A 14,525-nucleotide genomic window follows, 5' to 3' on the forward strand; every position below is an offset into this window, starting at 1 on the left:
GGACCCTTTTTTTAAAAAGGGTCCGTAATTTTATCTATTACCCCTCTATTTTAACCCACTCGTCTTTCTCAGCAGATTCTAGGATTGCATCACTGATCAATGCAATTCGGTGACCATCCTCAAAACTCGGCTCACATTCTGTATCATTAGCAATCGCTTGAATAAAGTCATTTACTTCGATAATTTTCGTTTCGCTATATCCTATACCAAGCGCAGGTATTGGCCATAAAAACTCACCGTTTGGATGTGCTGGGCCAGTGTAAATTGTTCTGAATCCTTTTTCTTCTGCACTATCGTTAGCAAAGCAAACTTGTAATTCATCACGTCTCTCGTAATTAAAGTAAATAGAGCCTTCCTCACCATGGATTTCAAATGTAATAAAGTTATTACGCCCCCATGCATTTCTAGTAGCTTCAATACTACCAATGGCACCGCTATCAAAACGGACTAGAGTAGAGATTTCATCATCTACATCTACCGTGCCCATTTCCGTATTTTCACTTTTTACGGTGCCTAAATTATCAAGCGGACCCGAAGAGATGGGTCTTTCTTTAATATACGTTTTACTTAAAGCCATGACTTCACTGATATCGCTCACTAGATAACGTGCGAGATCAATCACATGCGTTCCGATGTCTCCCAGTGCACCAGACCCTGCTTTTTCTTTGTTGAATCTCCATGATAACGGTGACTCAGGGTCTGCTGACCAATCCTGTAAATATGTACCTCTAAAATTAAGGATTTTCCCAATCTTTCCTTCTTCAATAAATTTCTTCGCTAAAGCAATCGCAGGCGTTTTACGGTAATTGAAAGCAACCATATGTTTAACCCCAGCTTCTTTAACTGCTTTAAGCATTTTTTCTGTTTCTTTAGCATTTCTTCCCAATGGCTTTTCTGAAATAATATGCTTACCGGCTTTAGCTGCAGCAATTGCCATTTCTGCATGTAGATGGTTTGGTGTAACAATATCGATGACATCAATTTCCGGGTCATCAAGTAATGTACGCCAGTCTGTTGAATAGTTTTCGAAACCAAAGCGCTCTGCGGCATTTTTTGCTAATTCTTCATTCACCTCTACTACAGTCTTACGATAAGGAATTATTTCTGTCGGCCAGAAGAACATAGGTACAGATGCATATGCCATAGAATGTGCTTTTGCCATAAATCCTCCGCCAATCATACCAATGTTTAATCTTTTCATTTTAAATCTCCTCCTGTTTTTTTATTCCATCTTGCTTTTGACTTCGCTAGGTGCTTCCTGGTTATAAACAAGCTCCCAAGTTTCGAGCAGATTGTCTCTGGTCACCCGTGTTGCTGGAACCGCTACGTAAGATGGCGCCTCTTTTCCAAGTAAAGAGTATCCGGCTAAAATTGCTTCCGCTACTCCTTGCTCATATGGAAGCTGGGCACCTAATCCGACAATATTGCCTTCACCGGCTATGTCAATTGCTACGTTAGTTCCAAGATCAATCGTAGTTACTTTCATATCATCTTGACCTGCACTCCGAATTGCAGCAAGCGCTCCTTCTGCTGGTACATCCCAAACAACAAACATACCATCAAGATCCGAATCCTTTGTTAACATTGCTGAAGCTACACTTTCACCGTCTTCCGGATTAGCAATACCATTACGCGCTTGAATATTAATGTTTGGATAGTTTTCCTCAATCGTCTTCTCAAAAGCTTCTACTCGTTGTCCTGTTACGAAAAAGTCCGCGTCGTGATAGATAACTCCAATGTCGCCTTCCTCACCTAATTCCTCTGCCAATATTTCCGCAGCAAGAACTCCATTTCCATAATTGTCTGCTGAAACCACGCTTACATAATCATCGCCCGGCTCAAAACCTTCTGGCACGTTATCCATAAATACAACATGAACCCCTTCTTGTACAGCTTGTCTATAGGCACCTGCTGAAGATACAGGATCAACTGGAATACTAACTAGAATATCAGGTTGTCTCGCCAAAATAGTTTCAATGTCTGCCATTTGTTTTTCTACACTAAATTGACCATCTGTTACTGCAAGAACTTCAATTCCCATTTTTTCAAAAGTAGCTTCTAGTCCTTCAATTTGAGCCCTTGCCCAGTCATTACCCGCATAGTGCATAGCTATCGCTGCTGTATAATCTCCTTCTTGAATCTCCTTTACTTCTTCTTCAGTCAATTCTAAACTAGTTGCAGATGTTGCTACTTCTCCTTTTGGTCCTTCACTTTTAATTTCTACTTCTTCCGAGATATTTTCATTTATCTTTATAGAGCCAGTAAAATTTGTGTCCCCACTTTCACTTCCACCTTCACCATTTGTTGAATCGTTTCCGCTTCCACAAGCTGCCAAAACTAGGATGCTTGTTAATGCTAACAACATGATTAATAGTCTTTTCATTTCATGTCCCCCCCTTATAAATTTAACTTAACTTATTATCTAAGAACTCCTTGCCTACACGAGCTGCATATTCTGCATCCTCAAAAGAATCAAATTCTACGGTTATCCAACCGGAATAATCTTCGAGGCTTTTCAACTTAGTTAGGATACTATCAAAATCTTGGTGACCTTCACCTAAAGGTAAAAATTTTCCATCTTTAAAGTCTTTTAAGTGAATATATTTTACTTGATCAGCATAAGTATTTACTATTTCTACTGGATCACCACCACCCGCCTCCAGATGGGCAGTATCAGGGCATAGATTTATAGAAGTGTGCTTAAATAACTTCTCTATTTGTTCTGGTGATTCAACCATCGATCCTAAATGTGGATGATAATGGGATACCAAGCCGTGTTGTGCCGCCAAGTCATTGATTACATCTAACCTCTCTCCAAGAATTTTGTAATCCTCATCCAGTATACCTGTACTTCTTATCGCCCCGCCGCCGATTACAAGGTTCAGGCAATTTAAGCTGGAGGCCCGTTTGATAACACTTTCAATTTTAGACTTTTCTTCTTCCCATATTTCTGAGTAAATAAAATTAGCTCCGGTGTATACTCCCACCAATTCTAAATCGTATTTCTTCATAAGGTTCCTAAATTCTTCTTCTTCAAACTCCATTAAGTTCCCCTCAAATATTTCAATCCCGCTATAACCTAATTTACTAATTTCTTTGATGGCTTCTTCTGTTGATCCACTAGACATATAATAACTATCTTTGATAGAAGTAACTCCTCCAGGTGTACCCCATACACTGCCCCAACCATTCGTTAAGCAAGCTAATTTCATAATTGTGACCGCCTTTCCGTAATTTGGTTTTTCAGTAATTTAATAAATGAGCGCTTCTATAAAATCCTACTCCTATAAACGATTTAATAATAATTTATATAGTAAAAAGGATACCCCCCTTTTATTTTAATGGACTTGGATGTAATCGATTACAAACCAGCCACTACTTGACTCTTAAATTCACATTTAAGAGCCTAGTACTAACCTCCATCCTATCTTCCAAGTGTTGACTCCCTTATTACTAACTCAAAATCAAGTGTGACATTTTCTACTTCCTTACCTTTAATCTTGTCAATAAGCATTTTTGCTGATAATTTACCCATTTCATACATCGGTTGAGCAACAGTGGTTAATGCTGGATATGTCATATTAGAAAATGCTATTTTATCGAATCCAACCAACGCAACGTCATTTGGAACATTTAATTCGGCATGATGTAACTCTTTTAATGCGCCTATTGCAAGTAAATCAGAAACGGCAAACACTGCAGTTGGCCGGTTGTTACCGCCTAATATTTTTCTCATAGCTAATTGTCCATTAATAAATTCTAATTCCTCACATCTGATTATCCATTCCTCGTTAAACGGTAAATTATCTTTTTCAAGCGCTCTCTTATATCCGTTCTCTCGTTTTCTTGAATATAGAAACTTCTCGTGGGAATTAATTAATGCTATTTCTTTGTGCCCGAGCTGAATTAAATGTCGAACCGCCTGATAAGCTGCTTCCTCATGATCAATCGTGACATACGGGATACCACTTTCCACTGCATATTCACTACATTGAATAATCGGATGTGATGCAGCCAATTCAATTAAAGAATCTACTTGAACAGCTGGATCCATTGTAATAATTCCATCTGCCATCTTGTTCCTGACTAGGTTAAAATAAATATCCTCCCTCTCTGGATTAGAATCTGTTTCGCAAAGTAGAATATTATAACGATTATTTATTGCGACATCTTGGATTCCATTTATGATTTCCGAATAAAAAGGATTTGAAATTTTAGGTATTAATACGAGCAATAACCTACTTTCCGTTTTCCTTAAATTTCTAGCCAAAACGCTAGGTTCATAATTTAATTGCTTAATTGCCTCATCTACCTTTTTTCTTGATTTAAGGGAAACAGCACTTCTATCATTGAAAAATCTTGAAACAGTTGCTACGGATACTCCTGCCGCTTGAGCAACATCTTGAATATTAGCCATTTTGACATCCTCACCATTTGTAATCGATTACAAAATCTATGATAATTTAATTAGGATTATTTGTCAACATTAAAAAAGAATCTTTAAATTAACTTGATTTTTCCTTTTATACTAACTATATTGAAATGTAATGGATTACATTTTTTTAATTTTATCAGTTTGAAAATAATTCATCGGGAGGATATCATATGAAATTAGGCGTTTTTACAGTTTTATTTGCGGATAAGAAATTTAAGGACATGCTTGAAATCGTTTCCAAGTCCGGGCTAGATGCTATCGAAATTGGAACCGGAGGACATCCAGGTAATCATCATTGTAATTTAGATGAATTACTAGAAAACGAGGATAAACGTAAATCTTATTTACATGAAATTGAATCGAGTGGACTAATGATAAGTGCATTCAGTTGCCATGATAACCCAATTTCGCCAGATGCTGAACATGCTAAACAGGCTACAGAAACGTTAAGAAAAACAATTAGATTAGCGGAATTAATGAATGTTCCAGTGGTTAATACTTTTTCTGGAATACCCGGATCAGGGGAACATTCAAAATATCCAAATTGGCCTGTAACACCATGGCCAACAGAATACTCAGATATATACGAATGGCAATGGGAACAAAAATTGATTCCTTATTGGAAAGAAATGGGGAGTTTTGCAAAAGACCATGGAGTAAAAATCGGTTTAGAGCTACATGCCGGATTCTCTGTCCACACACCCTATACAATGCTAAAATTAAGAAATGCAACGAATGATGCAATAGGTGCAAACTTAGACCCAAGCCATCTATGGTGGCAGGGTATTGATCCAATTGCGGCCATTAAAATTTTAGGTAAAGAAAATGCAATACATCATTTCCATGCAAAGGATACGTACATTGACCAAGAAAATGTAAATATGTATGGGCTTACAGATATGCAAAATTATACAGATATAAAGACGAGAGCATGGTCATTTCGTTCAGTTGGCTATGGACATAGCATAAAAGAGTGGTCTGATATTATAAGCGCCCTTAGAATCAACGGCTATGATTATGTAGTTAGCATTGAACACGAAGATCCAATCATGTCTATAAATGAAGGATTTAGCCAAGCAGTCAAAAATTTAAAATCCGTAAGTATCAATGAACCAGCTGCAGAAGCTTGGTGGGTATAAAGTAAAGGAAAAAAGTCTGCACCTTTTAGGTGTGGACTTTTTTACCCTGACGATCATAGGATCAATCCACTGTCCTTAACCTTGGAAGTGTCCGTCATTAGCAGTATTAGATGACGCATCTGTTTATTCGGATGGTTGTAATCAATCATCTACGGTGAGATAGGTTACTTAGACAACCTGATAATCAAGATATTTCTATCATTAATCCCTACTACACACAACCCGCGTATAAACCTTCTCTTCAGCATCCAGCATAAGTCCATAGATTTCTATCTCCCTTTTGTATTTATTATACCTCTTTAATCTGTAATCTAACTTTCATTGCTCAAATGGTTGATCATATTCTCTACGAACCACCACGACAGCTTCATCTGAATCTGTCACTGGAACAATTCCGAGAAGGATATTTTCTCCTCTTATTAACCGATCAATATAAGCAGTTCTTGATTTAACGACCTCCTGTTGACTTAGTAATTTACAAAGTTTCCTTTCTTCTCTTCCTCTTAACTCAGATGGTTCTACAATATCAATTGTTAGAGCTAGTTTATTACTATACTCAAGCGTGTTAGCTTTCTAACTGTCGGTAAGAAATTGCAACACCTCTTTCAGTTCAAAAAAGTTATTAGTTCATAAATACCTAACATTTTCCGTGTGATTATGTAACATTGTCGATGAATAAAGAAATTGATTAGCTATTTCTTTCTCCCTAGTTGAATGAGAGTCGAATTCCATTTCCATTTTGGAGAACTTAATCCGTTTCAAAGGTAACATTGTTATAATGTGAGCGAAAAAGGTACCAAATATAATAATAATTGATGTAAGCGTACCTAAAACCCTTTTGGACAGAGAAAAAGTGACCGTCGATTGAAGACGATCACTCATTTTTCACCATGTAAAATTCACTTCATGTACAAGATAGTCCCAGACCTGCATGATATGATCTTCTGGAAATATTCTTTTCTTTCTTTCATTCCAATTCATTACCGACTCTACTACAAAATGTTTATTGTCTACTTTCGTTGGTTCTTCTTTTAGAATCCATCCAACTGTAGACAGCAACTCTAGATCATAAGGGGTTTCGAATCCGTACATCAAATCGGCTACTTGCTGCAAGTAACTTTTCGCTTCATCATCCGTTGATAAAAATTGCTCCGCTTCTTCTGCCGCACCATCTAATAAATAAATCTCTGCACCTTGCGTTCTATCTCCATACCCTCTAATATAATGGCCTTCCATTGCTTGAAGTACATGATTTAAATTGTCCGCATATGGTCCAAATTTGCCTTTCTTATATTTCAGTTTTGGTAATGCGCCAATTTCATACAAGAAATAAGCAATCTTTTGTACTTCTAATAATGACATTCGATAGCCAGGACCAGCATAACGAGACATTGCTGCTAATAATAAAGCTCTACCCATTGTCATTTTTGGTTTTTTTGTTCGAACGATCATTTTATCTAATGGTGGTGCACCCGCTGGTTCATATAAATGTACTTCTACCTTTAATGGTTGAAATGCCTCTAAAATCAACGGACGTACTTCACTCCATTCCAGGCCGCCATTTCCACATCCAAGAGGAGGTAATGCTATCGATTTAATTTCTAAATTCCGGACAACTTTTACTAAATCGATTAAACCTTTTTGAATATATTCAAGCTTTGATGGATGACGCCAATGTTCTTTTGTGGGAAAGTTAATCACGTACTTTGGTGCGGCTAACCCTTGTACTTCCGCTACATGCATTACCCCTATTTGTACAAGCCCTTTTTTACAATCTTTCACATATTGGTCAAATACATCAGGGAATGCTTGCTTAAATTGAAGTGCAATTCCTTTCCCCATAACGCCCACTGTATTCACTGTATTTACATATGCTTCAGCTGAATCTTCAAGCAGGTTTCCTTTTACTGATTGAATCATTTCATCCACCTCCCTTTAGAAATAAAAATGACGACGAACAGCAACTGGTACCGTTAGACCAGCAATTTCAAGCATTTCTTTAACCCTTTGTTTCGTTTGATCACTATATACCGCAAACCCTAAACATGCTGATAATGGAACTTCCTTATGTACTAAAAATTCAGCTTGTCTTCTAGCTTTTCTATTGGGGTCATCATCTGTATCGGTCCATACTGACGCTTGCATGACATCCCAATCAATTTGGCTAATGTTTTCCAAGTTCGTATAAAAATTTGTTAGTCTTCGGATTGCATGTGCATCGGTAAAAACATAAGATAAAGAATGCTGTTGAATGGATTCTATATTTGTCATAAAGTAAACAATATCATCTTGAAGAATTGGTTGCATTTTTAGTACATACAACATAGGTGAGCGGGGTGCAAAATAGAATGGTACATAGTCATGTAAATAGCCACCCGCACCTACTGGTATTATGGTACGCTCTCTACGTGATTGTATATCTTGATTTGCAACATCTTTATAATTTATTATACATTTTTTAATGTGTGCATGAGGTAACAAACTATCTTGCCTAAAAATCGACTCTAAGTTGTTAATATGTGTGATATGGTATAATAGTTTACTCTTCGGCATACTTGCCACCTCATCCGTTACCTTCTATGCTCATTTTAACATATACAATATACAACTAAAAGAAGTAGCTACGAATTGAGTAGCAGCTCACCCTCTTGTTCATAGCCATATTTTAAAAGAATTCAATTAGGGCAACTTCAAACAGCATACGTTGATGGATATTATTTCTCGTACAGAAATTGGACAACGTAAACATTTTGTTCGAATAGTACCTGCTGGTCACAATCCAATTCACTCCCAACCTCAAATGTATAGCCGTATTCATTATCTTCTGCAGGTTCCATACGCATCCCCATCGGGTGCAACTTTCTTGATAAATTGAATTGTCTTAATTCAACCTAGTTATCGGAAAATTGGAGCTTTGTTTCTCCCCCGTGACGCTACTTTAATATATCCTGCATCCACAAGCTCCGTCCGCGCCCGTTTAAAACTACTTGCGGAGAGGCCTGCCTTACTTTGGAGTACCGACCCTGGAGAAAATAAAAGGGGTTACTCCTGATAAATTAAATAAACAAGAAATGGAACGCTTTTTAGTTCGATAAATATAAAGAAAGAGAGCCTATTTTTTTATAATATGCTCTCTTTTTGTTTATGGTATTGACTTACTGGAATATCCCGACAAGATCCTCTTGGACAGAGAAAGAGTGTCATCATTTGTTGCTAAAATTGCTCCGCTTCTTCTGCCGCACCAGCTAATAAATCAATCTCTGCGCCTCACATTCTATCTCCATACCCTCTAATATAATGGCCTTCCATTGCTTGAAGTACATCTTTTACATTTATTTTAAAACAATCCAAGCATCCATGGCGCAGCATATAAAACCATAAACATAACACCGTAATTAACACCATTTCTATACAGTAAACCAGCTACAAGTGCGACAAGAATAGTACCGAAAATATTCATAACACCAGCATCCATGTAGGCAAGCATAACAACAAGACCTGCAAATAATCCAATTAATGCTTCATGGGGAATATATTTAAAAACAACCGCACAGATTTGCGTAGAAAACTTAATCGTAATAAAAAAGGTTATCGCAAGTGCAATTGCTGCGCCTATAATCGTTGCTGTCATAATCTCTCCAATGGATAGTAAATGATGAATATTATGTTCCGGAGTAAATACCGGCGGTGCATTAAAGAGACCTGCAGCAGGACCAATCGCCATTGGTGATAACGGTAGCCCAATTGCAATCAAAGGAATTAATGTTCCCGCAATATAAGTTGCATTTGTAAGGCCATCCATCGTCGATATTGCTCTAGAGGCGCGTTGAACAGGATCCTTAATATGCCTTGTGATTAATTCTCCCCAGAAAACCGTCATACCGACAGGGGTAAGAAAAAATGTTATCGTTCCAAATAAACTTCCGATTGCTGAGGTTATCGATTCTTTTTTCGTTAAAATTTTAAATGGATTAGGGAATCCCTTTTCCTTCCCCGTTTTTCTCATATCAATTTCCTTATATCCTACACGAGGCATATTTTTGCGCATCTTTTTATTTAATAGTTCAAACAGTGTAAAGGCAATCGGTCCAATTGTAATTCCTAAAAAGAATGATACAAAAACATTGGTATCTTCCGGAACGATGCCAAGTCCCCAGTATAGATGACGTAGTCCCATGATAAGCATTGCGAATGGGACAATGATAGCAAGTGATAATATTTTATTTCTTGTTAATAATGCTAGGAAAATCGCTCCTAATGTGAAAATTAACCCAGCGTACTCGGCTACTGTATCTGCAACTGGTAAAATCAAATAGGCGATTAGTAAGCTGACAGGGAGGGACACTAGTGTGCCTATCACAGATCCCGATGCCATTTTTCGAATACTTACATCTGGTAATCCATGCTGTTTCAGTACCATGGCATGCTCTACCATCGGAGCAGCCATTACACCTCCAGGTATTCCCGCTATAGCAACAGGGATGGAGTCCGTAAGTTTTTTAGCTACAATTGCTGAAATAAAAAAGGCTAGAATAACATGGGGAGATAATCCAAGAAGTGCAAGTGCAATGGTTACTGGGGCAAGTACGGCGGTTTCATCCGTACCGGGTGCAATACCGATTATCGTATATAATATAGCTCCAAGAACACCCGCAAGAATCATCTGCATAATGATGGTCGGATCCATTATTCCTCACCCTCTTTCAACATAGTTAATTTTCTTTTAGGTTTAATAAGAATACTAGAGATAATAAATCCAATTACGCCACCACCAAGACCAAATATTAATGGTGGTGTCTCACCGAATGCCACTACATAACCACCGAGTGAAAAACCAACACAAAAAATCATTGCAATAAGTAAATCTTTGATATCAACATTATCTTCCCATATCTCAACTAAATTTCCTCGCTCCTTGTTATCGCCTTCCATAGTAACCCTCCTCCTGAAATATATTTTTAATTTTGCACAATGAATCACCACCGGGCCCTTTCTTTTATTTGGGTATATGGATTTCTACAAGTTTTTGTATCTAGTAATGAAATGTTGCCGTTTCGAATAGGCTATGCTTGTATACGATCATTCAGAACCGTTTTCATTATGGTATAGCATGGATTGGTACCACTTTAAAGTCATTAGTAATCTATTGAAACATTCAAGCAAGTAATTAATGATTACTGTTATTTTTTTGCAATGATAATAAAATTTCCTTTATTTTATCGTAACTTATTTTTCCTTGTTTCATTGCTAATTCTACAACCTTATCCATTTCATCATTTTTTGCACCTAACTGCATAGCTATATTTCTAGCATGTAACTTCATGTGACCTTCTTGTATTCCTTCTCCTGCAAGTGCCTTCAGTGCAGCGAAGTTTTGCGCAAGTCCCACTGATGCAATTATTCCCGCTAGTTCTTCCACTGATTCCACATCAAGAATTTTTATTGCCACTTTGGCAACAGGATGAGATGCTGTCACACCACCAACCAAACCAACAGGCATGGGAAGTTCAATACTTCCAATCATTGAATCATCCTCACCAATTTCCCAGTGAGACAGGGGGCGGTACCTTCCCGTTATGGCTGCATAGGCATGTGCACCAGCCTCCACTGCTCGCGTATCATTCCCTGTTGCTAAAGCTACTGCTGTAATTCCATTCATAATTCCCTTATTATGCGTTGCGGCACGATAGGGGTCGGCTTCGGCAAGTTCCGCGGCACGAATGAATTTTTCTTGAACATTTTTATCTCCTGAGAAAGGATTTTCAAATACACCACGCGCACGCACAATACGCTGGTCAGCGAGATTGGATAATATTCTCAGAATAGCTTTGCCACCAGTAATTTTCTCAATGAAAGGAGCAACAGCTTCCGCCATCGTATTCACAGCATTTGCTCCCATCGCATCTTTCGTATCAACCAGCAGATGGGTAACGACCATTTTCTCTGCCACTCCATCAATAACGTGTACATCCAAATCCTTTGCTCCCCCGCCAAGTGATACAAGTGTAGGGTCTTGGGCATTACATCGATGGAGAATTTCCTCTTTATTTTCATATATACGAGCAAGTGCACCATAGGGATCGATCACATTCGTTAACTGGATTTGTCCCCGCATGATTGATCCAGTATAAGAAGTGAAAAAACCCTTTGCACTTTGCTTTGCAGCATTACTTGCAGCTGCTATGACAGATGGCTCTTCCGTTGCCATAGGCACAAAAGCGTCTTTTTCGTTCACCTTAAAGTTAACAGCGATACCTAATGGAATAGGAAAAGATCCAATAGCATTCTCCACCATATGATCAGCTACATTCACTGAAAGTCCTGCGTTACCAAGTAGAGTATTTTTTTCTTCTGTAGAAAGATTCAATTGTTTCGCAATGATTTCCAGTCTTTCTTCAGGTGAATTTTTATAGAAACCCGAAATTCGTGTTACCATACAATCGCCCCTATTCGAAGTATTCAACATTGTTGAATGTATTATATGCTGCGTTTTCAATAAATATTATTTAATACTTTAGAGATTATAGACCTTTATGCTTCTATTATGACGAGTCAGGCGAGAATCCCAGTGAAAATAATAAATGCTTTGTAAGATTTTGGAGGTTTATTAAACGTGAGTTAAATAGATTAAAAAAAGACTAACCCAAGAATTGTATTTTTGGGAGTTAGTCTCTTTTTTAATAACTCAACTTTCGCAAAGTAATGGATCTACGTCCTTAAATAAATTGTTTAGTTTAGTGTTGACATACCAGTTTTTTGGAAAAACAGGAGCTGGCATTTTAGATGTGACAATGAGAGTCTCTATTTCATTCCGTTCATAATGACGGCAACCATATACATACTGTACATGTTCCTTCAGTTTATTTGTGCCGGGATGACTTCTACTTCTCTGCGTACTTGCTTACTCATTTCATGCAGAGACCCAGCGCAACACAAAAAGACCTGTTCCTCAGCTGATAAACGATATTCAATCGTTTCAGTAGGCAGGTTTTCAAACTTATCATCCCGACGATCTCGCTCTTTGCGTGTAAACGTAATTGTTTCTATCGTATTCGCAGTATCCTCAGGTGTATATGACAAACTAATAATTGCTCTTACGTACATTAGTTGAATAATACCATATGTTGATTCCGCACAACTTCAGTATTTTTATTGATAATAAAGGACTCACTGGCATAGCAACTCAAGATTGACCTGTCCATACATCTTCCGTTTTATTATTTTAAGCGATTCACGTGCCTTTCCACAAAAACGTTGTTCATCGTTAAGCCGCAAGCATTCAAAGTCGAATTTAAATCACTGAGAAGCCGATTGAGAAAGTCACTAGTCAGTTTATCATTTCGGTTCTCCTCATACAGAATCAGCTCTCTCATCCGTTCTTGATCCTGACCCACTCCTGTTTGAAAATGACTATTCCATATATGTCGGGAGATTAAGGGCTTCAAACACTCCAACCAAGAATATCTGGGAGGATGAAATTAATATGGCTGAAAGTTTATTAATCCACGTTCATGCCCCAGCTTACAATACAGTGAATATAAACTCTATTAATTATTTAATATTCTAAACTTAGGAAAGTACAAAAATTTCCTCCCTGAATTACCTGGTAATAGATGGATAAAGAGTTTTTTGATTCAGATGATATTGATAGATTATATAAGGGGAGATACGTTAAAGAACAAGCTGCCCCTGTTCACCGCGGCAATCCGAGATATGGAACCCTGTATTATTAATTAAATTGCACCCTATTCTCCTGGCTTAAAATCCACATCCAAAGATCACCCCATTCAAGCGCAAAAAAAGATGCATCCCCTTCTCGATCAAGGAAACACATCTTTACTCATCAACTCAGTTCATCTTTTATACCGCTCAACATTTTCCTAACTGTAAAGTCATGATAAATAGTCAATAAAATAATAATAAAACCAAATATACTGGATAGATTTCTAATCATTGTACCACCTCTATAATCAGTGATAAATACTTGTACCCTTTAAACAAACAAGCCCTCTGAGGGCTAGTGTTCCAGCTTCCAATTGAAGTGACGAACACAGATAAATTTTTATGGCCGGCTTTTTTTAAAAAGAAAGATCTCCTCACGTATATGATAGAAATATCACCCTGGATGCTGCCATTTTTAAAACAGCGTGCCTTAACCATTATCCGATGCCCGGATGGAATTGATAAAGAATCCTTTTTTCAAAAAAGTCTTCCAGATTATGCACCGGGATTTTTGTCATCTGAAGCACCGAAGACTTGATTGTATGCAATCATTTAGAAGGGCTCATATGGTTAGCAAATCACGGAACAATCGAATATCATGTTCCCTTCGAGCGTGCCAGGCAAGTTACACCGTTAGAAATTGCATTTGACTTGGATCCGCCTGATCGAAAGCATTTTTCCCAAGCCATAAAAGCCGCGCAATTAATAAAGCAGATCCTAGATGTTTAGGTCTTGATTCTTTTGTGAAAACATCCGGAAACAAAGGAATGCAAGTATATATCCCGATCAAGGCGGGAAGCATGACATACGACGAAACTTCTATCTTCACGGAGGCTGTTAAGAAGACATTAGAGCGGGCTTACCCGAACGAATTTACGACAGAGCGATTAAAAAAGAAAAGAATGGGACGCTTATATATTGATATGCTCCCTTTATAGTAGACAGAGAAATAATAAAAAATCTCTATTACTATAAAGGGAGCATTTATTATGTCTAAGCGAGTAATGAAACACACATTAGATGAAAAGATTCAAGCTGTATTGTACGTGATTGAGGGAAAAATGCCCGATAGTGTTGTTGCAAAAAAATACAATGTTAGCCCCACTACCATTCATGCTTGGATGCGCAAATATCAACTACATGGTGTAGAGGGCTTAAAAGAATCAACGAGCCCGAAAACGTACCCTAAAGAATTGAAGATGCAAGCAGTCGAGTTTTACTTGAACCAT

Annotated in this window: 14 protein-coding genes and 2 pseudogenes; 5 read left to right on the top strand and 11 right to left on the bottom strand. The window is 37.7% G+C overall.

Annotation, left to right across the window (positions count from 1 at the left end; genetic code table 11):
- Window positions 1-37 precede the first annotated feature (37 nt).
- The 4 genes from LZD48_RS13620 to LZD48_RS13635 form a co-directional block, all read right to left on the bottom strand.
- Window positions 38-1,201 (bottom strand): levoglucosan dehydrogenase, encoded by a 1,164-nt coding sequence (locus LZD48_RS13620; RefSeq protein WP_235763279.1) that lies wholly within the window; start codon window positions 1,199-1,201, stop codon window positions 38-40.
- Window positions 1,202-1,222: 21 nt separating this feature from the next.
- Window positions 1,223-2,383, bottom strand: a complete 1,161-nt coding sequence (locus LZD48_RS13625) for a substrate-binding domain-containing protein (RefSeq protein ID WP_235763280.1) — start codon at window positions 2,381-2,383, stop codon at window positions 1,223-1,225.
- A gap of 22 nt (window positions 2,384-2,405) precedes the next feature.
- On the bottom strand, window positions 2,406-3,212 hold the full coding sequence (locus tag LZD48_RS13630) for a sugar phosphate isomerase/epimerase family protein (RefSeq protein ID WP_235763281.1): 807 nt from the start codon (window positions 3,210-3,212) through the stop codon (window positions 2,406-2,408).
- A 212-nt stretch (window positions 3,213-3,424) separates the two neighbouring features.
- Window positions 3,425-4,417, bottom strand: coding sequence for a LacI family DNA-binding transcriptional regulator (locus LZD48_RS13635; protein WP_235763282.1), 993 nt, complete (start codon window positions 4,415-4,417; stop codon window positions 3,425-3,427).
- A 188-nt stretch (window positions 4,418-4,605) separates the two neighbouring features.
- Between LZD48_RS13635 and LZD48_RS13640 the strand changes: the two genes are divergently transcribed.
- A complete protein-coding gene (locus LZD48_RS13640; protein WP_235763283.1) occupies window positions 4,606-5,574 on the top strand; it encodes a sugar phosphate isomerase/epimerase family protein in 969 nt (322 codons plus the stop codon).
- A gap of 885 nt (window positions 5,575-6,459) precedes the next feature.
- Here the strand turns inward: LZD48_RS13640 and darG are convergent.
- The 7 genes and pseudogenes from darG to LZD48_RS13670 form a co-directional block, all read right to left on the bottom strand.
- Entirely contained in the window at window positions 6,460-7,494 is a 1,035-nt protein-coding gene (gene darG, locus LZD48_RS13645) for a type II toxin-antitoxin system antitoxin DNA ADP-ribosyl glycohydrolase DarG (protein ID WP_235763284.1), read from the bottom strand.
- Window positions 7,495-7,509: 15 nt separating this feature from the next.
- Entirely contained in the window at window positions 7,510-8,127 is a 618-nt protein-coding gene (gene darT / locus LZD48_RS13650; protein ID WP_235763285.1) for a type II toxin-antitoxin system toxin DNA ADP-ribosyl transferase DarT, read from the bottom strand.
- A gap of 161 nt (window positions 8,128-8,288) precedes the next feature.
- Window positions 8,289-8,444 (bottom strand): annotated as a pseudogene (locus tag LZD48_RS18805) (DUF7686 domain-containing protein); the annotation flags it as partial.
- A gap of 467 nt (window positions 8,445-8,911) precedes the next feature.
- Window positions 8,912-10,261 carry a tripartite tricarboxylate transporter permease gene (locus tag LZD48_RS13655; RefSeq protein WP_235763286.1) on the bottom strand — a complete coding sequence of 450 codons (1,350 nt, stop codon included), beginning with the start codon at window positions 10,259-10,261 and terminating at the stop codon, window positions 8,912-8,914.
- Window positions 10,261-10,506 (bottom strand): hypothetical protein, encoded by a 246-nt coding sequence (locus LZD48_RS13660; protein WP_235763287.1) that lies wholly within the window; start codon window positions 10,504-10,506, stop codon window positions 10,261-10,263. The genes LZD48_RS13655 and LZD48_RS13660 overlap by 1 nt, the downstream gene beginning before the upstream one ends.
- Window positions 10,507-10,741: 235 nt before the next feature.
- Entirely contained in the window at window positions 10,742-12,040 is a 1,299-nt protein-coding gene (locus tag LZD48_RS13665; RefSeq protein ID WP_255771050.1) for a hydroxymethylglutaryl-CoA reductase, degradative, read from the bottom strand.
- 288 nt (window positions 12,041-12,328) lie between these two features.
- Window positions 12,329-12,624, bottom strand: a pseudogene (locus tag LZD48_RS13670) (IS66 family transposase zinc-finger binding domain-containing protein); the annotation flags it as partial.
- A 1,075-nt stretch (window positions 12,625-13,699) separates the two neighbouring features.
- Here LZD48_RS13670 and ligD (LZD48_RS19080) point away from each other — a divergent pair.
- From ligD (LZD48_RS19080) to LZD48_RS13680, 4 genes are all read left to right on the top strand, one after another.
- Window positions 13,700-13,834, top strand: coding sequence for a non-homologous end-joining DNA ligase LigD (gene ligD, locus LZD48_RS19080; RefSeq protein ID WP_369010266.1), 135 nt, complete (start codon window positions 13,700-13,702; stop codon window positions 13,832-13,834).
- A complete protein-coding gene (gene ligD / locus LZD48_RS19085; RefSeq protein ID WP_369010265.1) occupies window positions 13,831-14,025 on the top strand; it encodes a non-homologous end-joining DNA ligase LigD in 195 nt (64 codons plus the stop codon). Before ligD (LZD48_RS19080) ends, ligD (LZD48_RS19085) begins: the two co-directional genes overlap by 4 nt.
- Window positions 14,026-14,063: 38 nt before the next feature.
- The gene (gene ligD, locus LZD48_RS13675; protein ID WP_235763289.1) at window positions 14,064-14,234 is read left to right on the top strand and encodes a non-homologous end-joining DNA ligase LigD; all 171 of its coding nucleotides are present in this window, start codon (window positions 14,064-14,066) and stop codon (window positions 14,232-14,234) included.
- Window positions 14,235-14,285: 51 nt separating this feature from the next.
- Window positions 14,286-14,525, top strand: a 240-nt coding sequence (locus LZD48_RS13680) for a helix-turn-helix domain-containing protein (RefSeq protein WP_235763290.1), incomplete at its 3' end; no start/stop codon positions are given.

The sequence above is a fragment of the Oceanobacillus alkalisoli genome (assembly GCF_021556485.1).
In the GTDB taxonomy this organism is placed as follows: Bacteria; Bacillota; Bacilli; order Bacillales; family Amphibacillaceae; genus Oceanobacillus; species Oceanobacillus alkalisoli.